The sequence below is a fragment of the Kitasatospora sp. NPDC101183 genome (genome assembly GCF_044767945.1).
GTDB lineage: Bacteria > Actinomycetota > Actinomycetes > Streptomycetales > Streptomycetaceae > Kitasatospora.
Genome location: NZ_JBIWOW010000006.1, coordinates 1 through 23,046, shown reverse-complemented (window position 1 = coordinate 23,046; position 23,046 = coordinate 1). Strand labels below are relative to the sequence as shown.

General features: G+C 73.2%; 15 protein-coding genes. 9 read left to right on the top strand and 6 right to left on the bottom strand.

Annotation, left to right across the window (positions count from 1 at the left end; translation table 11 throughout):
• Positions 1 to 14 precede the first annotated feature (14 nt).
• Genes ACIRRS_RS09320 through ACIRRS_RS09300 form a run of 5 tightly spaced genes read right to left on the bottom strand, consistent with a single transcriptional unit; the run spans position 15 to position 7,535 of the window.
• Positions 15 to 2,219 carry an MGH1-like glycoside hydrolase domain-containing protein gene (locus tag ACIRRS_RS09320; RefSeq protein ID WP_402967094.1) on the bottom strand — a complete coding sequence of 735 codons (2,205 nt, stop codon included), beginning with the start codon at positions 2,217 to 2,219 and terminating at the stop codon, positions 15 to 17.
• Complete coding sequence (locus ACIRRS_RS09315; RefSeq protein WP_402967092.1) at positions 2,216 to 4,321, bottom strand: beta-galactosidase; 2,106 nt, start codon at positions 4,319 to 4,321, stop codon at positions 2,216 to 2,218. The genes ACIRRS_RS09320 and ACIRRS_RS09315 overlap by 4 nt, the downstream gene beginning before the upstream one ends.
• A 5-nt stretch (positions 4,322 to 4,326) precedes the next feature.
• A complete protein-coding gene (locus ACIRRS_RS09310) occupies positions 4,327 to 5,226 on the bottom strand; it encodes a carbohydrate ABC transporter permease (RefSeq protein WP_402967090.1) in 900 nt (299 codons plus the stop codon).
• Complete coding sequence (locus ACIRRS_RS09305) at positions 5,223 to 6,161, bottom strand: carbohydrate ABC transporter permease (protein ID WP_402967088.1); 939 nt, start codon at positions 6,159 to 6,161, stop codon at positions 5,223 to 5,225. Before ACIRRS_RS09305 ends, ACIRRS_RS09310 begins: the two co-directional genes overlap by 4 nt.
• 9 nt (positions 6,162 to 6,170) lie before the next feature.
• Positions 6,171 to 7,535, bottom strand: a complete 1,365-nt coding sequence (locus ACIRRS_RS09300; RefSeq protein WP_402967086.1) for an ABC transporter substrate-binding protein — start codon at positions 7,533 to 7,535, stop codon at positions 6,171 to 6,173.
• 95 nt (positions 7,536 to 7,630) lie between these two features.
• Between ACIRRS_RS09300 and gcvPA the strand changes: the two genes are divergently transcribed.
• From gcvPA to ACIRRS_RS09265, 7 genes are all read left to right on the top strand, one after another.
• Positions 7,631 to 8,989, top strand: a complete 1,359-nt coding sequence (gcvPA, locus tag ACIRRS_RS09295; protein WP_402967084.1) for an aminomethyl-transferring glycine dehydrogenase subunit GcvPA — start codon at positions 7,631 to 7,633, stop codon at positions 8,987 to 8,989.
• Positions 8,986 to 10,605, top strand: coding sequence for an aminomethyl-transferring glycine dehydrogenase subunit GcvPB (gene gcvPB / locus ACIRRS_RS09290; RefSeq protein WP_402967082.1), 1,620 nt, complete (start codon positions 8,986 to 8,988; stop codon positions 10,603 to 10,605). The genes gcvPA and gcvPB overlap by 4 nt, the downstream gene beginning before the upstream one ends.
• Complete coding sequence (locus ACIRRS_RS09285; RefSeq protein ID WP_402967080.1) at positions 10,602 to 11,726, top strand: ATP-NAD kinase family protein; 1,125 nt, start codon at positions 10,602 to 10,604, stop codon at positions 11,724 to 11,726. The genes gcvPB and ACIRRS_RS09285 overlap by 4 nt, the downstream gene beginning before the upstream one ends.
• Before the next feature lie 27 nt (positions 11,727 to 11,753).
• Positions 11,754 to 12,500 carry an SDR family NAD(P)-dependent oxidoreductase gene (locus ACIRRS_RS09280; protein ID WP_402967078.1) on the top strand — a complete coding sequence of 249 codons (747 nt, stop codon included), beginning with the start codon at positions 11,754 to 11,756 and terminating at the stop codon, positions 12,498 to 12,500.
• An 83-nt stretch (positions 12,501 to 12,583) separates the two neighbouring features.
• Complete coding sequence (locus ACIRRS_RS09275; RefSeq protein ID WP_402967076.1) at positions 12,584 to 13,237, top strand: GntR family transcriptional regulator; 654 nt, start codon at positions 12,584 to 12,586, stop codon at positions 13,235 to 13,237.
• A gap of 296 nt (positions 13,238 to 13,533) precedes the next feature.
• On the top strand, positions 13,534 to 14,412 hold the full coding sequence (locus ACIRRS_RS09270) for a S1 family peptidase (protein WP_402967074.1): 879 nt from the start codon (positions 13,534 to 13,536) through the stop codon (positions 14,410 to 14,412).
• 245 nt (positions 14,413 to 14,657) lie between these two features.
• Positions 14,658 to 14,819: a hypothetical protein gene (locus ACIRRS_RS09265; RefSeq protein WP_402967072.1), complete on the top strand. Its 162-nt coding sequence runs from the start codon at positions 14,658 to 14,660 to the stop codon at positions 14,817 to 14,819.
• Positions 14,820 to 14,840: 21 nt separating this feature from the next.
• Here ACIRRS_RS09265 and ACIRRS_RS09260 read toward each other — a convergent pair whose 3' ends face one another.
• Positions 14,841 to 15,989 (bottom strand): FAD-dependent oxidoreductase, encoded by a 1,149-nt coding sequence (locus ACIRRS_RS09260; protein ID WP_402967070.1) that lies wholly within the window; start codon positions 15,987 to 15,989, stop codon positions 14,841 to 14,843.
• A 141-nt stretch (positions 15,990 to 16,130) separates the two neighbouring features.
• Here ACIRRS_RS09260 and ACIRRS_RS09255 point away from each other — a divergent pair, with 141 nt between their 5' ends.
• Complete coding sequence (locus tag ACIRRS_RS09255; RefSeq protein ID WP_402967068.1) at positions 16,131 to 16,679, top strand: TetR/AcrR family transcriptional regulator C-terminal domain-containing protein; 549 nt, start codon at positions 16,131 to 16,133, stop codon at positions 16,677 to 16,679.
• A 287-nt stretch (positions 16,680 to 16,966) separates the two neighbouring features.
• Entirely contained in the window at positions 16,967 to 22,882 is a 5,916-nt protein-coding gene (locus tag ACIRRS_RS09250) for an RICIN domain-containing protein (RefSeq protein ID WP_402967066.1), read from the top strand.
• Positions 22,883 to 23,046: the final 164 nt, after the last annotated feature.

Here is a 23,046-nt window from a genome sequence, read left to right as displayed (position 1 = left end):
CCGCCCTCCGCCCGTCAGTGGCGCAGCAGCGGGAGCAGCAGGGCCGCCGACCAGCTGAAACCCCGGGAGTTGCGGCCCTCGCCCGTCAGCGGGTCGTAGTTCTCCCGGATCGGGGCGTCGCCGGTGAGGCCGCCGGCGGTGGCCAGCAGGCGCTCCACCGCCTGGCGGGCGTCCTGGTTCCAGCCGTAGCGGCGCAGGCCCTCGATGGCGAAGTGGCTCTGGTCGAGCCAGACCAGGCCGCGCCAGTACCCGGCCGCGTCGAAGTACGGCGAGCTGCGGGCGACGGTCGGGAAGGGCATCGGGGTGCCGAACTCGGCCGGGTCGAGCAGCAGGCGCCGCACGGTGCGGGCCTGGGCGGGGGTGGCGGTGCCGGACCAGAGCGGGATCGCGCCCTCGATGCCCCGGCCCCGGGCGGTGAGGCGGGCGCCGGTGGCGAGGTCGGTGTCGTGGAACCAGCCGGTGGCCGGGTCGTACATGGTGTCGCGGACGGCGGTGTCGATGCGCTCGGCCGTGGCCCGCAGGCGTGCGGCGGTGGCGCGGTCGCCGAGTTCGGCGGCGATCAGGGCGAGGTGGCGGTGGTCGGCGGCGAGGTGGGCGTTGAGGTCGACGGAGCGCTGGGTGAGCGACCAGCCGACGGTGTGCCCGGCGGCGTCGGTGTTGGCGACGACCGCGCAGCCGAGGGCCGCGTCGAAGCGCGGCGCGTTGTCCATGCCGGACTCCCAGGCGGCGGCCTGGCGGCAGTCCTCGGGGGTGGCGTTGGCCGGGTCGACGGTGGCGCCGTACTGGCACAGGCCCTCGCCGTGGTGGTCGCGGGTGCGGAACCACCAGGCCTGGTAGGCGGACAGCTTGGGGAGCATCTCGCGCAGGAAGGCGCGGTCGCCGCCACGGCGGTAGACCTCCCAGACGGCCCAGGAGGCCAGCGGGGGCTTGGAGTTGCGCTCGTTCCAGTTGCCGCCGCCGGTGGACGGGTCGTTGTAGAAGACGCAGTCGGGGATCATCCCGGCGTCCTGGGGGCGTTCGGCGGAGCCGGCGGGGACCTGGTGGTCGAACATCGCGCGGATCTGGTCGGCGGCCAGGGCCGGGGCGAAGACGGCGGTGCCGACGGCCTGCTTCCAGGTGTCCCAGGCCCAGACGCCGCTGAACCACTTGTAGGCGAGCGCCGGGGTGACGGCGTCGTGGAGGATGCGGCCGGCGGGGCTGCGCCAGTTGGTGACGAGGGTCTGGACGCACTTGACGGCGGTGCGGCGGCGCTCGGCGGGGACGCCCTCGGTGGCGCGGGCCACGTACCCGGCCCAGCGGGCGGCGCCGGTGGCGGCGACGCGGCCGGGGTCGCGCAGGACGGTCTCGGCCTCGGCGGCGGCGCGGGTGTACTCGGCGTCGGTGAAGGTGTAGCTCTCCGTCCAGTGCAGGCTGCGGGCGGCGCCGGGTGCGAGGCGTACGGGCTCGGCGAGTTCGGTGCGGTGGCCGTCGCCGGTGGCGTCCAGGGCGACGCGGACGGGCTGGGCGTGGCGGACGGCGAAGCGTTCGGTGCCGTCGGTGAGGTAGTCCCAGGTCTTGCGGACGCGGGCGAAGTGGACCTCGATGCCGCGCTCGGCGGCGGTGAGCTTCGGGGCGTCGTGCTGGGGGCCGGTGGCGGGGCGCAGTAAGGAGCCCGTCCAGGCGACGCGCAGGGTGCGTTCGGCGGGGCCGGTGTTGGCGAGGCGGGCGTGGAGGAGGGCGGTGCGGTTGCCGGAGAAGCGCAGGTCGAGGGTGAGGGTGAGGCCGGTGCCGAGGTCGTAGCGCTGGCGGAGCAGGCCGGGCAGGGCGGTGAGGCGGGGGGCGCCTCCGGCGGCGAGGTCCAGGGGCTTGTCCTGGTCCCGGTCGGTGAGCTGGAGACGGGTGAGGCCGTCGCTGAGCCACCAGGGGTACTCCTGGGCGAGGTACAGCGGGCCGGTGAAGCCGCCGAGGCGGTCGCCGGGGCGGGGCAGGGCGTAGGCGTGCCAGGCGCCGAGGTCGGCGAAGACGGTGATGGGGTTGTGGCCGTCGGCGTCGCCCGGGTAGGCCTGGGCGGGGGTGCCGTGCTGGTCGAGGACGTCGGCGTAGCGGTCGTTCGTAGACCGTTCGTCGGCGGCCTGTACGTCGGTGGGTACGTCCGCGGAGGCGGGGGTGGCGGCCAGGGTCGCAGTGGCGGTGAGGGCCGCGGAGGTGGCGAGGAAGTGGCGGCGGGTCAGGGGGGTCATGCGCGCTCCTCGGTGGGTGGGATGCGGAGGACGGCCGCGCCGAGGGGGGCGAGGGTGAGGCCGTCGGCGGCGGCGGTGCCGGTGAGCAGGTCGGTGCCGGGGCGGTCCAGGGCGACGTGGCGTGCGGCGGAGCCGTGGTTGAGCAGGAACAGGTACTCGGTGCCGTCGGCGGCGCGGCGGCGGGTGGCCTCGACGCCCTCGGGCAGACCGGGCAGCTCGGCGCCCACCCCGGCCTCGGCGAGCGGCAGGTCGAGCACCCTGCCGGTGTCGGCGGCGTCGAGGTGGCAGCTCAGGTACCAGGCGGTGCCCCTGCCGTGGCGGCGGCGGGTGACGGCAGGGCGGCCCGCGAGGGAACCGGTTGTGTAGCGGACGATCGTTTCAGCTTCGTACGGTTCGGCAGCGTACGGCTCCGCGGCGTACGGTTCTGCGCCGTTCGCACCGGAAACGCTCGCTCTGCCGACGATCGTTTCGATCCATTCGCTCCAGCGCACGGCGCTCAGCCCCGTCCCGTCCAGGTCGAGCCCGGTCGTCTCCCCGTCCGGGATCGGCCACGGCTCGTCGACCACGACGCCCAGCAGTTCGCGCAGCGGCCCGGGGTGACCGCCGGGGTGGAGGTGGTCGTGGCGGTCGGCGATCCCGCTGAACGGCCCGCAGACCAGGTGGCCGCCGCCCCGGACGTACGCGTCGAGGCGTTCGGCCGTCGCCGCGTCCAGCAGGTACAGGTTGGGCGCGAGCAGCAGCGGGTAGCCCGCGAGGTCGGCGGGGTCCGCCGTCGGCGGGACGAAGTCGACGGTGACGCCGCGCTCGTACAGCGCCGCGTACCAGGGCCGGAGCAGGTCGAGCCAGCGCATCCGCGCGGAGGGGTGGTCGTCGAGCTCCAGCGCCCACCAGCTGTCCCAGTCGAGCAGCACGGCGGCGCGCCCGCGCGTGCGGCTGCCCGCGACCTCCCCCAGCCGGCGCAGCTCGGAGCCGATCGCGACGGTCTCGCGCCAGCCCCGCCCGGCTGTCCCCCGGTGCGGCAGCATCGCGCTGTGGAACTTCTCCGCCCCGGCCACGGAGGCCCGCCACTGGAAGTGGAGGACGCCGTCCGCGCCGCGCGCGAGCGCCTGGAGCGACCAGAGCCGGTAGAGGCCGGGCCGCTTGGGCACGTTGACCGGACGCCAGCTGACGGCGGAGGGCGCCTGCTCCATCAGCAGCCAGGGCCTGCCGCCCTTGAGGGAGCGCATCAGGTCGTAGTTCATGGCGGCGTTGACGTGGGCGCGCGGGTCGGCCGGATCGGGGTAGGCGTCGTCGGAGACGAAGTCCTCGTGCCGGCTCCACTCCCAGTAGTCGAGCGCCTTGAACATCGACATGAAGTTGGTGGTGACGGGCACTCCGGGCGAGACCTCGTCGAGGACGGCCTTCTCGGCGCGGTGGAGGGCGAGCAGCGCGTCCGAGCAGAAGCGCCGCCAGTCGAGCACCTGGGTGGGGTTGACGGGCCCGGGCGCGGTGCGCGGCGGTTCGATCTGGTCGAAGGAGTTGTAGCGCTGGGACCAGAAGGCCGTGCCCCAGGAGCGGTTCAACTCCTCGACGGTGCCGTGCCGTTCGCGCAGCCAGCGGCGGAAGTCGGCGGCCGAGGCGGGGCAGAAGCACTCCTGCACGTGGTCGCCGTACTCGTTGTGGACGTGCCACACGGCCAGGGCCGGGTGGTCGCGGTAGCGCTCGGCGAGCATGCGGGCGAGGCGGACGGCGGCCGTGCGGTAGGCGGGAGAGGAGGGGCAGTAGTGCTGGCGGGAGCCGAACTCCAGCCGTACGCCGTCCGCGGTGACGGGCAGCACCTCGGGGTGGTCGCGCACCAGCCAGGCGGGGGGCGAGGCGGTGGCGGTGGCGAGGTCGACGGCGATCCCGTGGGCGTGGACGAGGTCGAGGAGGCGGTCGAGCCAGCCGAAGTCCCAGCTGTGGGCGTCGGGTTGGAGGCGGGCCCAGGAGAAGACGCCGACGGTGACGAGGTTGACGCCGGCCTCGGCCATCAGCTTGACGTCCTCGGCCCAGACCTCCTCGCTCCACTGCTCGGGGTTCCAGTCCCCGCCGTAGAGCAGTCCCGGTACCCGGGTGAGGTTCATCGTCATCATCCTTTCAGCGCCCCGCCGAGCAGGCCGGAGACGAACTGCCGCTGGAAGAGCAGGAAGAGCAGCATCAGCGGCAGGGTGGCGAGCAGCGAGCCGAGCATCAGCCCGGAGTAGTCGACGCGGGTGAGGCCGGTCAGGGTGTTGAGGGCGACCGGCACGGTGTAGGTCTCCTGCTTGTTGAGCATCAGCAGCGGCCAGATGAAGCTGTTCCACTGCCCCATGAAGGTGAAGATCACCAGTGCCCCCAACTGGGGCCGTACGCAGGGCAGGACGACCTGGTAGAAGGTGCGCAGCTCGCCGGAGCCGTCGATCCGGGCGGACTCCAGGAGTTCGTCGGGGAAGTCGAGGAAGCTCTGGCGCATCAGCAGGATGCCGAAGGAGTTGGCGAGGAAGGGCAGGATGACGGCCTGGTAGGTGTTGATCCAGCCGAGGTTGGCCATCATCTGGAACAGCGGGACGAGCAGCACCTGGATCGGGATCATCATGGTGGCGAGGACGACCCCGAGCAGCACGCCCCTGCCCCGGAAGCGGTACTTGGCCAGCCCGTAGCCGCACATGGCGGAGAGCAGGGCGCTGAGCGCGGTGTAGACGACGGCGATGCCGAGGCTGTTGAGCATCACCCGGCCGAAGCCGATGGTCTCCTGGAGGTGCGCCAGGTTGCGCAGCAGTTCGCCGCCGGGCAGGAACGGCGGTGGGGAGTGGAAGAGTTCGGAGCTGCTGTGGGTGCTGGCGATCAGCATCCAGGCGAAGGGGACGAGGCTGACGACGGCGCCGAGGGCCAGGACGGCGAGGACGGCGGCGCGGCCGAGCCTGGCGGGCAGCGGGCGCTTCGCGGGCAGCGGGCGCTTCGCGGGCCGCGGGCGCTTCGCGGGCTGCGGGCGCCGGGGTGTGGCGCTCATCGACGGCGCTCCCTTCCGTAGAACCGGAACTGCAGCAGCGAGACGGCCGCGATGATGAGCACGACCACCCAGGCGATCGCGGCGGCGTACCCGAAGTCGAACTGCTGGAAGCCGACCTTGTAGAGGTAGACGACCGGGGTGAGGGTGGCGTCGCCGGGGCCGCCGCGGGTCAGCACGTAGTTCTCGTCGAAGAGTTGCAGGGTGCCGATGGTGGAGGTGATGACGCAGAACAGCACCACCGGGCGCAGCTGCGGCAGGATGACGCCGGTGTAGGTGCGCAGCGGCCCGGCGCCGTCGAGGGCGGCGGCCTCGTACTGGTCGCGGCCGATGGCCTGGAGGCCGGCGAGCAGGATGACGGCGTTGTAGCCCGTCCAGCGCCAGGTGACGGAGCCGACGACGGAGATCCGCGCCCAGGTGGGCGAGTTGAGCCAGTCGACGCCGTCGAGGCCGAGGGCCTGGAGGAGTTGGTTGGCGAGGCCGCCGTCGGTGCGCAGCAGGACCTGGAAGACGACGGCGTAGGCGACGAGGGTGGTGACGGCGGGCAGGAAGTACACCGCCCGCCAGCTGGCGCGAAAGCGCAGCCAGGACTGGTTGAGCAGGACGGCGAGGACGAGCGCGAGGCCGATCATCACCGGCACCTGGACGGCGAGGATGAGCCCGGTGTTGACGAGGGAGTGCAGGAAGGCGGGGTCGTCGAGCAGGCGCCGGTACTGGTCGAGGCCGACGAAGACGTCGACGCCGTCGCGGCGGGCGGTGAGGCTCTGGTAGAGGCTGGCGCCGAGCGGATAGGCGAAGAAGGCGGCGAACAGGACGGCGGCCGGGCCGGCGAAGAGCCAGGCGGCGCCGGCCGGTGAGCGGCGGCGCCGCCGGGGCCGTGCGGCCGCGGGGGTGCGGGCGGCGGCGGGCTTGCGCAGGGAGGCGGGTGGGCTGGTCATGGCGGCGCGCTACCCGACCGTCTGGCGGCCGGTCGCGGTGGCGATCTGGCGGGCGGCGGAGCGCAGGGCGGTGCCGGGGTCGGCGCCGTTGTGGAGGACGGTGTTGACGGCGGTGGTGACGATGTCCCCGGCCTTGGTGTCGTCGGTGGTGCGCTCGATGGTGGGGATGGAGCGGGCGAGTTCGGCGAACAGCTTCATGGCGGGCTGGTCGGCGTAGTAGGGCGAGGGCTGCTGGAAGTAGGGGTCGTCGAGGGCGGGGAGGTAGGCGGGGAAGAGTCCTTCCTGTTTCATCATCGAGACCTGGTTTCCCTTGTCGGCGAGGAGGAACTCGGCGAAGGCCCAGGCGAGTTCGGGGTTCTTGCTCTGGGAGGGGACGCACAGGACGGAGCCGCCGCTGTTGGAGGTGCGGCAGCCGCCGGCGTCGAAGGCGGGCAGCGGGACGACGCCGTACTTGCCGCTGAGGTCGGCGAGGTCCCCGGTGAGGGTGCCGTCCCACCAGGCGGCGGTGGGGGTGGTGGAGGCCTTGCCGTCGTGGGTGGCGGAGACGAGGCCGTCCCAGCCGTCCTCGAAGTCGACGAGGTCGGCGTCGACGAGCCGCTTGAGGAGGGTGAGGGCGCGTTCGGCGGCGGGGGTGGCGACGGCGACCTTGCCGTCGGTGAACCAGCCCTGGCCCTGCTGCTGGAGCAGGAGGGAGAAGGTGCTGTCCTTCTTGGAGTCCAGGATGAGGAGCTTCTTGCCGGTGGCGGCCTTGAGCTTGGCGCCGGCCGTGACGTAGTCGTCCCAGGTGGCGAGGGTGGCGGGGTCGACTCCGGCCTGCTGGAAGTGGTCGCGGCGGTAGAAGAGGGCGCAGGGGCCGCTGTCCCAGGGCAGGGCGAAGACGTGGCCCTTGGCGTCGCTCACCGTCTTCCAGACGGACTGCGGGTACTTCTCCTTGAGCCCGTCGGCGCGGCTGGTGAGGTCGACGAGGGCGCCGGGGAAGTTGCCGATGTAGCCAGGCACCTTGTGGGCTTCGAGGGTGAGGACGTCGGGCAGGCCGCTGCCCGCGCCGAGGCCGACGGTGATCTTGTCGTAGGCGTTCTCGTAGCCGATGTCGACGACTTCGATCGTGGTGCCGGGGTGGGCCTGTTCGAAGGTCTTGCCGAGGCGCTTCATGGCCTTGGCGGCGACGTCCCAGGACCAGATGGTGATCTTGCCGGTGAGCGTGGCGCTGGCGCTTTCGGCCAGTTTCCTGGTCCCGGGGGAACCGCTGCCGCCGGTGGCGCAGCCGGTCAACAGCAGGGCGCCGCCTGCGAGTCCGGCGCCGAGCAGGCTGCGCCGGGTGGGGGACGGCCCGAGGGGGCGGGGGAGATTTCCGAGCCGGGTTTTCGCTGACATCTTGCCTCCCGACGAGTGAATGCCGAATGCTGTATACAGAACTCAGCATGCACAGTGCCGTCAAGGCCTGTGACGGAAATCGCGGAAGGTGCCAGATGAGCGCACGCGCCCCCCGAAGCCATCCCTACATCCCCAACTCCGCGCCCGACGTGAGGAAGGCGATGCTCGCCGAGGTCGGCGCGGGCAGCGTCGAGGAGTTCTACGCCGACATCCCGGCCGAGTTGAGGCTGGACCGCCCGCTGGACCTGCCGGAGCCGCTGGGGTCGGAGGCCGAACTGGCCTCCCACCTGGAGGAGTTGCTCGCGCGCAACACGGCGGTGCCCCCGGGGCGCAGCTTCCTCGGAGCGGGCTGCTACCGCCACCACGTGCCGGCCGTGGTGGACGAGGTGGTCAACCGCAGCGAGTTCCTCACCGCCTACGCGGGCGAACCGTACGAGGACCACGGGCGGTTCCAGGCACTGTGGGAGTACCAGTCGCTGATGGCCGAACTGCTGGCCGTCGAGGTGGTCAACGTCCCCACCTACGACGGGTTCCAGGCGGCGGCCACCGCGCTGCGGATGGCCGGGCGGGCGACGGGCCGGGGCCAGCTGCTGCTGGTCGGCGAGATCGACCCCGACCGGGTCTCCCGGATCGAGGACTACGTGCGCGGCGTCCACGAGCTGGTGCCGGTCGCCGCCGAGCCGCAGGCCGTCCGCGCGGCGCTGGCGGCCGGGGACGCCGCCGCCGTGTACGCGCAGCTCACCGACCACAGCGGACGGGTGGACCCACACCTGCCCGAGTACGTCGAACTCACCCACGCGGCAGGCGCGTTGGCCGTCGTCCACGTCAACCCGATCAGCCTCGGCGTGCTCGCCCCGCCCTCCGCCCTCGGCGCCGACCTGACCTGCGGGGAGCTCCAGCCGCTCGGCATCCACCCGAGCTTCGGCGGCGGCAACGCGGGCTTCATCGCGAGCGCGGACGACCCGCGCCTCGTCTCCGAGTACCCGAGCCGGCTGTTCGGCCTGGCGCCCACGGACGTGCCCGGCGAGTACGGCTTCGGCGACGTCGCCTACGAGCGCACCTCCTTCGCCCTGCGCGAGGAGGGCAAGGAGTGGGTGGGCACCGCCGCCGCCCTGCACGGCATCGCCGCCGGGGTCTACCTCGCGCTGATGGGCCCGCACGGCATGCGCGAGATCGGCGAGACGATCCTCGCGAACACCGCCTACGCCCGCGCCCGCCTCGCCGAGGTCCCCGGGATCGAGCTCGCCGAGCCGCAGGCCGTCCACTTCGCGGACTTCACCCTGCGCTACACCGGCGCCCTCACCGCCGCCGAGATCGCCGCCGCCCTGCTGGAGCGCGGCCTGCACGCGGGCACACCGGCAGGCGAGCGCGAGGGCCGCTACTGCGTGACCGAGCTGCACACCCGGGCCGACATCGAGCGCCTCGCCACCGCCCTTGAGGAGATCGTGAAGTGACGAACAGTCAGACAGATCATCAGGTGACCGGCGGCGCGGAGCCCGTCGACCCGAGGATCGCCCCCAAGCCGCCGCTGCGCCGCTTCCACCAGGCCCGCTGGGACGAGAAGCTGATCTTCGAGCTGGGCACCCCCGGCGAGCGCGGCGTCCTGCCGCCGCTGCCCGACACGGCCGTGACCGCCGCCGTCGGCTCCCCCGCCGACCGCCTGCCCGCCGCCCTGCGCCGCACCGCCCCTCCCGCGCTGCCCGAACTCGGCCAGCAGCAGGTCCTGCGCCACTACCTGCGGCTCTCCCAGGAGAACCTGGGCGCCGACCTCAACGTGGACGTCGGCCAGGGCACCTGCACCATGAAGTACAGCCCCAAGGTCAACGACACCTTCGTCCGCGACCGCCGGATCGCCTCCCTGCACCCCGCGCAGGACGGCTCCACCGTGCAGGGCCTGCTCGAACTCGTCCACCGCCTGGAGCAGATGCTCAAGGAGATCTCGGGCATGGACAGGGTCAGCCTCCAGCCCGGGGCCGGCTCCGCCGCGATCTGGACCAACGTCTCCGTCATCCGCGCCCACCACGCGGCGCGCGGCGAACTGGAGCAGCGCGACGAGATCATCACCACCGCCTTCTCCCACCCCTCCAACGCCGCCTGCGCCAAGACCGCCGGGTTCAAGGTCATCACCCTTCACCCCGACGCGGACGGCTACCCCGACATCGAGGCGCTGCGCGCCGCCGTCGGGCCGCGCACCGCCGCGCTGCTCATCACCAATCCCGAGGACACCGGCATCTACAACCCGCGCATCCGCGAGTTCGTCGAACTCGTCCACGCGGCGGGCGGGTTGTGCGCCTACGACCAGGCGAACGCCAACGGCATCCTGGGCATCACCCGGGCCCGCGAGGCCGGGTTCGACCTGTGCCACTTCAACCTGCACAAGACCTTCTCCACCCCGCACGCCTGCGGCGGCCCCGCCGCCGGCGCCTGCGGCGTCACGGCGGAGCTGGCGCCCCACCTGCCGCGCCCCACGGTCGAGTTCGACGGCGAGCGCTACCGACTCGACGAGGGCGGCCCCGAGTCCGTCGGCAAGATCCGCCCCTACCTGGGCGTGGTGCCGAACCTGGTGCGCGCCTACGCCTGGATCATGTCGCTCGGCGCCGAGGGACTGCGCGAGGTCGCCGAGACCGCCGTGCTCAACAACAACTACCTGCTGCACAAGGTCCGGCAGATCCGCGGCGTCTCCGTCCCGTACGCCGAGGGCCGCCCGCGCGTGGAGCAGGTGCGCTACAGCTGGGAGCGGCTCAACGAGGAGACCGGGCTGCACAGCGAGGACATCGGCTACCGGGCCGCCGACTTCGGCACCCACTACTGGACGAGCCACCACCCGTACGTGGTGCCCGAGCCGATGACGCTGGAGCCCACCGAGTCCTACTCCCGCGCCGACCTGGACGAGTACGCGGCGATCCTCGCCGAGGTCGCCCGCGAGGCGTACGAGGAGCCCGAGACCGTCCGCACCGCGCCGCACAACTCGACGGTGCACCGCATCCGCCACGAGCCGCTGGACGACCCGGAGGTGTGGGCCGTCAGCTGGCGCGCCTACCGCCGCAAGGTGCTCGGCGAGCAGCCGTGACCTCCGCGCCCGTCATCGGGGTGGTGGTCAACCCGGTCGCCGGGCTGGGCGGCCGGGTCGGACTCAAGGGCAGCGACGGCCCCGAGGTGCAGCGGCGGGCGCTCGCCCTCGGCGCCCGGCCCGAGGCCGCGCAGCGCGCCGACCTGACGGTCCGTCAACTCCTCTCCCTCGCACCAGAGGTGGAGCTGTTGACGGTCGGCGGGCCGATGGGCTGCGGCGCCGGCCGGGTGGTCCACCGCCCGGCCGGGGAGCCCACCGGCGCGGCCGACACCCGGGCGGCGGTGCGCGCCCTCGTAGGCGCGGGCGCGGGCCTGCTGCTGTTCTGCGGCGGCGACGGCACCGCCCGGGACGTCCTGGACGCGCTCGGCCCGTTCGCCGCCCTGCCCGTCCTCGGCGTCCCGGCCGGCGTCAAGATGCACTCCGCCGTCTTCGCCCACCACCCCCGCGCCGCCGCCGAGGTCGCCGCCGCCTGGGCACGCGGGACAGGGGTGCGACTGGCGCCCGCCGAGGTCGTCGACCGGGACGAGGATGCCCTGCGCGCCGGGCGGGTCGGCGCCCGGGTGTACGGCCGCCTCACCGTCCCGCTGCTGCCCGCCCGGGTGCAGCAGCGCAAGACCGGCAGCTCGGCCGACTCGCCCGCCGACTCCCTCGGCGGGATCGCCGCCGAACTCGCCGAACGGGTCGGCCCCGGCGCCCTGCTCGCCCTCGGCCCCGGCACCACCACCCACGCCGTCGCCACCGCCCTCGGCGCCCCCGACGCCAGCCTGACCGGCGTCGACGTGCTGCGCGTCCGCACCGACGGCACCGCCCGCCTCGAACTGCGCGACGCCCGGGCCGACCAGTTGCTCGCCCTGCCGGACACCCCGTGGATCGCCCTCTCCCCCATCGGCGGCCAGGGCTTCCTCCTCGGCCGCGGCAACCAGCAGCTCTCCCCCGACCTGCTGCGCGCCGCCGGCCCCGGGCGGCTGCTCGTCCTCGCCACCGAGGCCAAGCTCGCCGCCCTCTCCGGCCGCCCGCTGCTGCTGGACACCGGCGACCCCGCCCTGGATCATGCCCTCTCCGGGCACGTCCGGGTGATCACCGGCCGGCACGCGAGCGCCGTCTACCGCCTCACCGACTGACCTCAACCCCCTTGCAGAGGAGCCCACATGATCGACCTCACCGGCAAGCGCGCGATCGTCACCGGCGCCGCCTCCGGCATCGGCCGGGCCACCGCCGGCCTGCTGGCCGAGCTCGGCGCGTCCGTCCTCCTCGCCGACCTCGACGCCGAGCGCGGCGAGCAGGCCGCCAAGGAGACCGGCGGCGTCTTCGCCCGCTGCGACGTCTCCCTGCGCACCGACTGCGAGCGGGCGGTGGGCACCGCCGTCGAGGCCTTCGGCGGCGTGGACGTGCTGTTCAACAACGCCGGGATCATCCGCCGCTCCACCGTCACCGAGATCACCGACGAGGACTGGGACCTCGTCATGGCCGTCAACGTCCGCTCGATCATGCTGCTCAGCGGCCTGGTGGTGCCGCTGATGGCCGCCGCCGGCGGGGGCAGCATCGTCAACACCGGCTCCGGCTGGGGCATCAAGGGCGGCGGCCGGGCCGTCTCCTACTGCGCCTCCAAGGGCGCCGTCGTCAACATGACCAGGGCCATGGCCATCGACCACGGGCCGGACAACATCCGCGTCAACTGCGTCTGCCCGGGCGACACCGACACCGGCATGCTCGCCGAAGAGGCCCGCCAGCTCGGCGAGAGCCCCGACGCCTTCTACGCCGACGCCGCCGACCGCCCGCTCGGCAGGATCGGCCGCCCGCGCGACATCGCGCAGACCGTCGCCTTCCTCGCCAGCGACGCCGCCGCCTTCATCAGCGGCGCGGTGATCCCCGTGGACGGCGCCGGCACCGCCTGAGACGCCCCGGGGCGCCCGGTCGTGGGGGCCGGGCGCCCCGGGCCGGTAGGCTTTCGGACCGAAGAAGAAAGAGGGATGTTCCGATGGCGATCGAGCGGCGTCCGCTGCGCGAGCAGGTGAAGGACGAGCTCCTGGAGCAGCTCGGCCGTGGCCGGTTCACCCCCGGCGAGTCCATCAACGAGGTGCAGCTCGCGGAGGAGCTCGGCGTCAGCCGCACCCCCCTGCGCGAGGCGCTCATCAGCCTGGAGCGCGAGGGCATCATCACCAGCGAGCGCGGCAAGGGCTTCCGGTTCGCGCCCACCGGCAAGCGGGAGTTCCGCGACCTCACGGCCATCGTGATCGCGCTGGAGTCCCTGGCGCTGCGCACCTCCGACCCCGCGTACCTCACCTCGGTCGCGCCCCGGCTGCTGGCCGAGGCCCGTGCCTTCTCCGCCCCACGGGCGCCGCACGGCACGATAGAGCGCTCCGACGACGCCTGGCACGCGCTGCTCCTCGCGGGCTGCGCCAACGCCCGGCTGCGCGAGATGATCGACTCCCTCAAGCTCACCCTGCACCGCTACGAGCGGGTCGTCGTCGGCGACCACGAGATCCTGGCACGGGCCGCGGAGGAGCACGAACGGATCGCCCAGTGCCTGCTGGACGGGGACGTGGAGCGGGCCGTCGCCGCGCTGGAGGCCAACTGGACCAGCGGCATGGAGCGCATCCTGGAGCGCCTGCCCCCGGTCGCCTCGACCTGACGCTGACGCTGTTCTTCGAGGCCGCCCTGCTGCTCGTGGCCACCGTCGGCGCGGGGATCGGCGCCCCGCTCCACCGGGTGCACTGACAAGTCGTTTATTTATCCGTTTTTCCGACATTTCGTCAGAATGCTTGTGCCCGAACGGTCTCTTCCTCATACTGCCGGACAGCGCCTGTCAGGAGCAGATCACCCGTCACGCCCTCCCGACGGCGTCGACGGACCTCCGCGACGCACCGCCTGACCGCGCCTGACGGCCCCCCGACCCTCAGGGGGCCTGCCACTCCCAGGAGGAGACCGGTGAGGACCCAGCGCCCGAACCCCCGCCCCACCCGAGGAATCCGTCTGCTCGCCGCCGCGATCGGACTGCTGTCCGCCACGGCGCTCGCCGCGCCGAGCGCGGTGGCCGCGCCGGCCGCCCCGTCCACCGCCGAGCAGCTGTCGGCCGTCGACGACGCCGTGCTCAACGCCCAGGTCGACGGCACCGCCTGGTACGTCGACGAGGAGGCCGGCCGCGTCGTGGTGACGGCCGACAGCACCGTCAACCCGTCCGGCCTCGCCAGGATCGTCCGCGCGGCCGGCACCGCCGCGCACACGCTCACCATCCGGCACGTCCCCGGCCGGTTCACCCCGCTGCTCACGGCCGGCGACGCGATCTACGGCGGCCACTACCGCTGCTCGCTCGGCTTCAACGTCGTCAGCGGCTCCACCCACTACTTCCTCACCGCCGGGCACTGCGGCAACGTCGCGAGCACCTGGTACACCGACCAGGCCCACGCCACCCTGATCGGCCCGACCGTCCACTCCGACTTCCCGGGCACCGACTACGCGCTGGTCCGCTACGACAACGGCGCGCTCGAGCACCCCGGCGGCTTCACCTCCGCCCCGAACGCGTACGTCGGCGAGCCCGTCACCCGCACCGGCTCCACCTCCGGCACCCACACCGGCACCGTCACCGGCCTCAACGCCACCGTGCGCTACACCGGCGGCGGCACGGTGCGCGGCCTCATCCAGACCGACGTCTGCGCCGAGCCCGGCGACTCGGGCGGCCCGCTGTACGACGCCACCAAGGCCCTCGGCCTCACCTCCGGCGGCAGCGGCGACTGCACGGTGGGCGGCACGACCTTCTTCCAGCCCGTGAAGGCGGCCCTCGCCAAGTACAAGGTGAACGTGTACTGACCCCGGGCGATGCCAAAGGCCGCCCTCCCCGGGGCTCCGAATCCCGGGGAGGGCGGCCTTCGCGCGGCCTCGACCCGCTGCCCTCGCCCCGATCCTGCCGCCTCCCGCCCGAACCGGACTCGCCCCCCGGTCGGGCCCGGGTTGCGGACGGGCTCGGGCCGGGGGTTCAGTGGACGGGGGCCCGATTCCCCTCCCCGCGCCCCGCGCGGCCCGGACGGCCCCCTCCGCCAGGACGAGGAGGAGCCATGGCGCACCACAAGTCGAACAAGGCCGTCGAGGGCGACCCGGACACCGGGCACGGCCGCGGCCTGCCCCGCCGCCCGGACGAGGACGAGCTGGAGGAGCGCACCGAGGAGGACCGGGAAGAGGTCGGCCTGCCGCCGGACCCGGAGGAGAACGAGTCCTGAGCCCCTTGCCAGTGGGCCCCGTCAGCGCGCGCCCACCGTCCAGCTCGACGGGGCGAAGGTCGGCAGCTGCTCCAGGCTCTGCGCGACCGCCGCGAAGCCGTACTCCAGCATCTCGCGCTCGTAGCGCTCCACAGCCGTCCGCAGCCCGGCCTCGCCCCGACGGACGGCGGCGAGTTCACGGCAGAGCAGCGCCGCGTCCCGGAAGGCGGTGTTGGCGCCCATGCCCCCGCTCGGCGGCATGACGTGGACGGCGTCGCCGAGCAGGGTGACGGGCCCGGTGCCCCAGTGCGGCACGGGCTTCGCGTAGCGGACGGTCAACACGGAGCTGTTCACCACGTCCGACTGCCGCACCAGCTCGACCAGGTCCGGGTGCCAGCCGGCCATGTGCGCCAGCAGCAGGTCGCGGACGCCCTCCCAGTCGGCGGGGCGCGGCCCTGCGGGGTCGGGCAGGAAAGCGGCCCAGCGCAGGTAGCTCCCGGTCTCCGGGAGTTCGACGTCGGGGGCCAGTTCGGCGGCGGCCAGGTGCGGCGGGCGGCGGAACTCCATCTTGCCGAGCAGCATCCGCGTCCCCGGGCCGTTGACCACGGTGCCGAAGCCCGGAACGAGACCGGCGAACCGCTCGGTGAGCGGGGTGCGGCCGAGCACGCCGTTGCCGTCGATGGTCACCACCTCGGCGTCGGGCAGGAGTTGGCGGCGCACCGGCGAGTTGCCGCCGTCGGCGCCCACCAGGAGGTCACCGGTGGCACCGGTGCCGTCGGCGAACTCGGCCCGAACGGTGCCGTCCTCCAGTTCGGTGTAGCGGACGAACCGCTTGCCGAACTCGATCCGGTCGGCGAGCCCGGCCATCAGCAGGTGCCGCAGGACGTGGCGGTCGGTGGCGGTGCCGCCGTGCATCGCACCGAGTTGGCGGATCTCACGAAGCTGCTCGTCGACCATCGGCCGCTCGCCCGAGATCTCCCCGGTGCTGGCCTCCAGCACCGGGTGCAGCCGCGGCGGCAGGCACTCGCGCAGCGCCTCCAGCCCGAGGCCGCCGATGCCGATCCGGAAGCCCTGGTAGCGGGCTTCGGCGCTCTCCTCGCGCTCGTAGACCCGTACGTCGATTCCCGCCCGTCGCAGGCCCTGTGCCAGACACAGTCCGCCGATTCCGGCCCCGATCACCAGGACGCGCACGTCGATCCCCCCACTTGAACTTGAACAGTGTTCACTTGGACGCTGTTCAAGTTACTTGGTCGCCGTTCAAGTGGCAAGATGCGCGGGCGGACGGAGCACGGACGGAACCGGACGCGGAATCGCACACGGGAGGGGACCGGGATGCCGCTCAGGCAGGCCGACGTACTGCAGGGCGCGATGGAGCTGCTCGACGAGGACGGCCTCGACGAGCTGACCACCCGTCGCCTGGCGCAGCGGCTCGGCGTCCGCGCCGGGGCCCTGTACTGGCACTACCCGAGCAAGGCGGCGCTGCTGGACGCGCTGGCGGACCGCATCATCGGCGAGATGCTCGCGCCGCCGCCCGCCGAGGGCCAGGACTGGGCCGACCGCCTGCGCGAGCTGGCCACCCGGGCCCGGACGACCATGCTCGCCCACCGCGACGGCGCCCGGCTCCTGGCCTCCTTCAGCGCCCCGCCGCCCAACGCCCTCGCCTTCTTCGGCTCGCTGCTCGACGCACTGCGCTCGGCCGGCGCCGACGACCGAGCCGCCCACCTCGGGGCGGACGTGGTCACCAGCTTCGTCAACGGCTACACCCTGGAGGAGCAGGCCCGCCAGGCCGCCGTGTGGCCGCTGGAGCAGCGCGACGCGACCTTCCGGCTGGAGCTGGACATCGTCCTCGCGGGCATCCGCACGCAGTTGCTGGACGGCTGAACGACCGCACGAAGGCCCGCCCCCGGCGGGCCTTCGTGGGTTGCGGTGCCGCGGGCCCCGAAGCCCCCCTTCTACGACGCACCCTCACACGCCCCGGCGCGACGTCGTTCGGCCGTTGATGCCGTGTATACCTCCGCCTGGTTCGGTGCCGGTCGGCGAACCGCGTCCTGCGGGAGCCGGTCCAGCTCCCGTGATGTGAGGACGGCATGCTCGAACACCACAGCCCACCAGGGCCGGTAGGCAACCCGGCGACACCACCGTTCCGAACCCGGCCACGGGCATCGGGTGTGACGGTCGTCCTGGTCCTGGCCCTGCTCGCCACACTGGTGCCGTTCCTCCCGGTGTTCACGTCGTCGGCGTCCGCCGCGGTGGCCGACCACTCGGTGGCGACCTGGAACATGCAGCGGAAGAAGAAGAACTGGCAGACCGCGCTGACCTACCTCCTGCCGGGGCGCGAGGCGGTGGCCCTCCAGGAGGTACCGGACAGCGTCACCGCACCGAGGGGCTACGACCTCTTCTCGCCGATGCCCAACGACCCGGTTGACATCGGGACTTTCCGGCGATCCGGGGGCGCGAAGGTCAACACGTATTCCGTGTACAAGCACGAGTGGACCGTCAAGGGCCGTCCCGGCCCGGACGCGGACACCGTCTACATCTACTACCTCAACACCAACAGCACCGGCACGAACATCGCGTTCATGACCCATGCGAACCTGGACGTCCGCGACGGGCAGGGGCAGGTCGACGTCATCGGCTGGCGGGACGCCTTCGACGTTGTCGGCAAGTACCCGAAGCCCATGCTGGGACTCAAGCTCGGTGACACCTGGTTCTACAGCGCGCACATGCTCACGGACGGTGGTGACGACACCGTCGACCAGCTCACGGCGGTCGCCACGGCGAGGTTCGGGGAGAAGTGGGCGGTGATGGGCGACTTCAACCGCAAGCCGGCGACTCTGGCCGCCGCCTTCGTCGCGCACCCCGAGTGGCGTGCGGTGAGGAGCGGCCAGGAGACCCGGCCGACGAGCCCGGCGGGGGAGCGCGAGCTCGACTACATGGTCGCGAGTGACCCCCCGACGGGCGTGGCCCAGGAGTACACCGGCTTCGTCCAGGGGTACTTCAACGACGTCCAGTCCGACCACCGGCCCGTCGGGTTCCGGCTGGAACAGGATCCCCAGCGCCGTCAGAACCGGCGGGACCACTGTCCGCCGGGCCTTCGGCCGCTCCCCCGCGTCGCGGCCGTACCGGCCGCTGTCACCACCGCCTCCGACACCACCCCGCAGACATCTGCGAGCCCCGACCCGTCGGCACCTCAGCACGGCAGGACCTCGGTCCTGACCTCGGCCTCCGGCAACCTCGTCGCCGACGTGACGGGCGCCTCCCCCGCCGCCGGTACGGGGGTCCGCGCGGCCGCGCCCGCCTGTGCCCCGCAGCAGAACTGGGCGACCTGGCAGAAGCCCGACGGCACCTGGGTGATCGAGACCGGGCTGACCAACGGCACCACCCCCGCAGGACAGGGCAGCGTCCTCGGCCTCCCCACCTACGGCGACCAGCTGGTGATCCGCCCGATCGAGAACGACGCGACCGGAAAGCCCGACGGCAGTCCGGCGCAGCGCTGGAAGTTCACCCCGGCCGACGAGGACGGCTGGTACCGGATCACCGCCGCGTCCACCGGGGCCTGCCTCACCGCCTCGACGGACGGGGCCGGACTGACCACGAAGGACTGCGACGGGTCCGACCGGCAGCGGTGGCGGCTGTCCATGCCGTGCAACGGACCCGGCCACGCCGTTCCGGGCTTCCCGGACACCCCGTGGCCGGTCGTGGCCGACCACCCCGAGCTGACCTGGCCGTCCCTGCCCGGGCACACGGCCATCCCCTGGCCGTCCGTCCCCGGCTACCCGAACGTCCCGATGCCCGGCCACCCCGATCTGCCGGAGATCCGCTGGCCCGGGTTCCCGACCGTACCGAGCCGACCGTGGCCGACGATCGGCGGCCACCCCGAGGCGACCTGGCCCTCCGTACCGGGCCTGCCGACCGTCCCGTGGCCGGCGATGCCCGGGCACCCCGACGTCCCGTGGCCGGTGCTGCCGCTACCCGGCAACGGGAACGACGACGGCACCGCCCTGATCCCCGGCCTCCCCGCGGTCACCGACCCGGCGATCCCGGACCACCCGGGCCTCGCCTGGCCGACCGTCCCCGGGTTCCCGCAGGTCAAGTGGCCCTCCGTCCCCGGCAATCCGACCGTTCCGTTCCCCGGCCACCCCGCCATGCCCGCGGTCACCTGGCCGGGAGCGCCGTCGTCCCCATCCGTCCCGTGGCCCCGGCTGCCCGACCAGCCCCTCTGGGACTGGCCGTCGATCCCTGGCTTCCCGACGGTCCCCTGGCCGTCGCTGCCCGGTCTGCCGAACGTGCCGTGGCCGACCACCTCGGGCTTCCCGAACGACCCCGCCGCGTCCGCCAATCCGCCCAAGGCCCCGGAGGAGCCGACCAAGTGCGAGCCGGCGGACACCAACCAGCCGGCCCCCGACGACAGCGGCACGCCGAATCCCGGCAATCCCGACCCCGGTAGCGGTGGCACGCCCGGCGGCGGACCGTCCATGCCCCCGCTCCCCGCCATCCCCATCCTCGGCTTCCCCTGGCTGCCCAGCCTGCCCTCCTGGGGCGGCACCCCCGGCGGGCCGAGCTGGCCCGGCGGACCGGGCGGCGGTACGCCACCGGAGTCGGCCCAGGGGATCGGCATCGTCTCCGCCGCCGACCCCCAGCTGGTGCCGGACGTACGCGGCGGCGTGCCCGCCGTGGGCACGCCCGTCCAGGCGTGGCAGCCCAACTCGACCGACTCCCAGCGCTGGGCGTTCTGGGACCGGGGCAACGGCAACTGGCTGATCGAGTCCCGGCTCACGTACGGCGGAAGCCGCCCGGAGGAGCGGCTCGTCCTCGGGCAGGACACCGCCCACCGCACCGAGCTCCAGGCGGTGGCGGCGGACCGGGCGAACCAGCTCTGGAAGTTCGCCGACGCCGGGAACGGCTGGTCGACGATCACCAACGGTGACGGCGGCGGCTGCCTGACGCTCGCCGCCTCCGGCCAGCCGCTGACGGTCGGCACCTGCGACGGCTCCGACCGCCAGAAGTTCCGCCTGACCGGCCCCACCGGCAGCGACGGCGGCGGTGGTGCCGGCTCGGTGCCCGTCTACTCGGCGTTCCCGGGCAAGTGCCTGGACGTCACCGGAGGCAACACGGCCGACAAGACCCCGATCGACCTGTACGACTGCAACAACACCCGCTCCCAGCGCTGGACCCCGTCCGCGAGCAGCGGCGTCGTCACCCTGAAGGCGTTCGACAAGTGCCTGGACGTCACCGGAGGCCTCACCGACCGCGGCACCCGGGTCGGCCTCTACACCTGCAACGGCACGCCCGCGCAGAACTGGCAGCAGGGCGACAACAGTTCACTGGTCAACCCCGCCTCGGGCCGGTGCCTGGACGTCTCCGGCGGCAACCCCGCGAACGGCACCGCCCTGCAGATCTGGGACTGCAACGCGAGCGACTCGCAGCGCTGGGGCCTGGGCAGCGTCCCGCCCCGAGCCCCGCAGCAGCCGGCGCCGAAGCCGGGCACCGGCCCGGTGGTCAACCCCGGCGTCGGGACCGGGCAGGTCTCCACCCTCGTCTCCGGGAACAACGGGATGGTCGCCGATCTGGACGGTGCGAGCACCGGCTCGGGTACGTCGATCAAGTCGCTGGGCGCCAACGGCAACGACGCCCAGCGGTGGGCCTTCTGGAGCACCGCCAACGGGCGCTGGATCATCGAGACCCTGCTCACCGACGGCAAGACCGCGGCCGGCCAGGGCATGGTCATGGACCACGACCCCGGCAACCACCGCACCCACCTCATCCGCACCATGGACGGCAACGCCAACCAGCACTGGGCCTTCCACGACGCCGGAGGCGGCTGGTACTGGATCACCAGCGACACCGACAACAACTGCCTCACCGCCAACAACCCCGGCGAAGCCCTCGCCATCAGCCCCTGCGACAGCAGCGACCGCCAGAAATGGCGCCTCGGTGACGTCGCCAACGGGCCGAACCCGCCGACCGGGGGTCAGCCGAGCCAGCCGAACCCGGCCACCGGCCCGGTCGTCGATCCCAGCGTCCGCAACAACCAGGTGGCAACGCTGCGTTCGGCGAACAACGGGATGGTCGCCGATCTGGACGGTGCGAGCACCGGCTCGGGTACGTCGATCAAGTCGCTGGGCGCCAACGGCAACGACGCCCAGCGGTGGGCCTTCTGGAGCACCGCGAACGGACGCTGGATCATCGAGACCCTGCTCACCGACGGCAAGACCGCGGCCGGCCAGGGCATGGTCATGGACCACGACCCCGGCAACCACCGCACCCACCTCATCCGCACCATGGACGGCAACGCCAACCAGCACTGGGCCTTCCACGACGCCGGAGGCGGCTGGTACTGGATCACCAGCGACACCGACAACAACTGCCTCACCGCCAACAACCCCGGCGAAGCCCTCGCCATCAGCCCCTGCGACAGCAGCGACCGCCAGAAATGGCGCCTCGACAACCTCGCCCAGGGCCCCAACCCGCCGAACCCGGCCACCGGCCAGGTCGTCAACCCGGGCGTCGCGGACAACCGGGTCGCGACGCTGCGTTCCGCGAACAACGGGGTGGTGGCGGACCTGGACGGCGGCACCACCAACTCGGGTACGTCGATCAAGGCGCTCGGCGCCAACGGCAACGACGCCCAGCGGTGGGCCTTCTGGGCCACCACCAACGGACGCTGGATCATCGAGACGCTCCTCACCGACGGGAAGGCGGCGGCGGGCCAGGGCATGGTCATGGACCACGACCCCGGCAACCACCGCACCCACCTCATCCGCACCATGGACGGCAACGCCAACCAGCACTGGGCCTTCCACGACGCCGGAGGCGGCTGGTACTGGATCACCAGCGACACCGACAACAACTGCCTCACCGCCAACAACCCCGGCGAAGCCCTCGCCATCAGCCCCTGCGACAGCAGCGACCGCCAGAAGTGGCGCCTCGACAACGTGGCCCAGGGGCCGTCCGCTCCCCAGCCGCAGCCCCAGCCCGGCGGCGGGTCCTCCGGCGGGTCGCCCGGCGGCCCGGTGGTCGGCCCGAACATCGGCAGCAGCCAGGTCGCCACGCTCCGCTCGAACAACAACGGCCTGGTCGCCGACCTCGACGGCGCCAACACCGCCTCCGGTACCTCGATCAAGGCGCTGGGCGGCAACGGCAACGCGGCCCAGCGGTGGGCGTTCTGGGACGCGGGCAACGGTCAGTGGATCGTCGAGACCCTGCTCACGGACGGCAAGGCCGCGCCGGGCCAGGGCATGGTGATGGACCACGACCCCGGCAACCACCGCACCCACCTGACGCAGAACCAGCAGGGGAACGCCAACCAGCGGTGGTCGTTCCGCGACGCGGGCAACGGCTGGTACTGGATCGTCAGCGCCACCGACGGCGGCTGCCTCACCGCGAACAACGCCGGTGAGCAGCTCGGGGTGTGGCGGTGCGACGGCTCCGACAAGCAGCGCTGGCGCATGGACAACGTCCAGAACGGCCCGACCCCCGGCGGTGGCGGCGGTTCTGGGGGCGGCGGTGGCGGCGGCACCGGTGGTGGCGGGGGTGGCGGTGGCAACACCGGCGGCGGCGGTGGTGGCGGCCAGCCGTCCTCCGACTGCGCCCTCCAGCCTCCCGGCGCGGAGCGCCAGGGCTCCTGGATATGGCGGAACTTCACCATCTGCCGCGGCCAGACCTTCGAGGCCACCGGGAACCCGGACCAGTGGACCGTCCTGAAGATGGAGGACAACGGCGAACTGGCGCTCTGGTACACGGAGGTCAACGAACTCGGCCAGGAGCGCCGGGTCAAGGAGTGGAGCGCCCCGAACACCGCCGGCTGCGGCACCCGGGCGACCATGCAGACGGACGGCAACTTCGTCGTCTACGGCGTCGGCAACCAGTCCTGCTGGTCCTCCGGCACCAACGGCTACACCAACGCCTGGCTGGAGATCAACCAGTCGGGAACGCTCTCGATCTGGTGGACCGACCAGAACCTGGCCCAGATCGGGCTGGGCGGGCTGCTCACCTGGATCGGCTTGATCCCGCGCCTGGAATGGAGGGCCGGGACCCAGCACAAGATCTCCGTTCCCAACTGCGGCAGGATCAAGTGCTTCTGACGCCCGCCCCCGACCGGTCACACCGCTGACGGTGTCCGGCGACGGGGGGGGGCCCCCCCCCCCCGGGGGGGGGGCGGGGGCCGGGGCGGGGGGCGCCCCCCCCCGGGGGGGGGGGCCCGGGCGGCCGGGGGGGCCGGGCCCCCGCGCGGGGGGCCCCCCCCGCC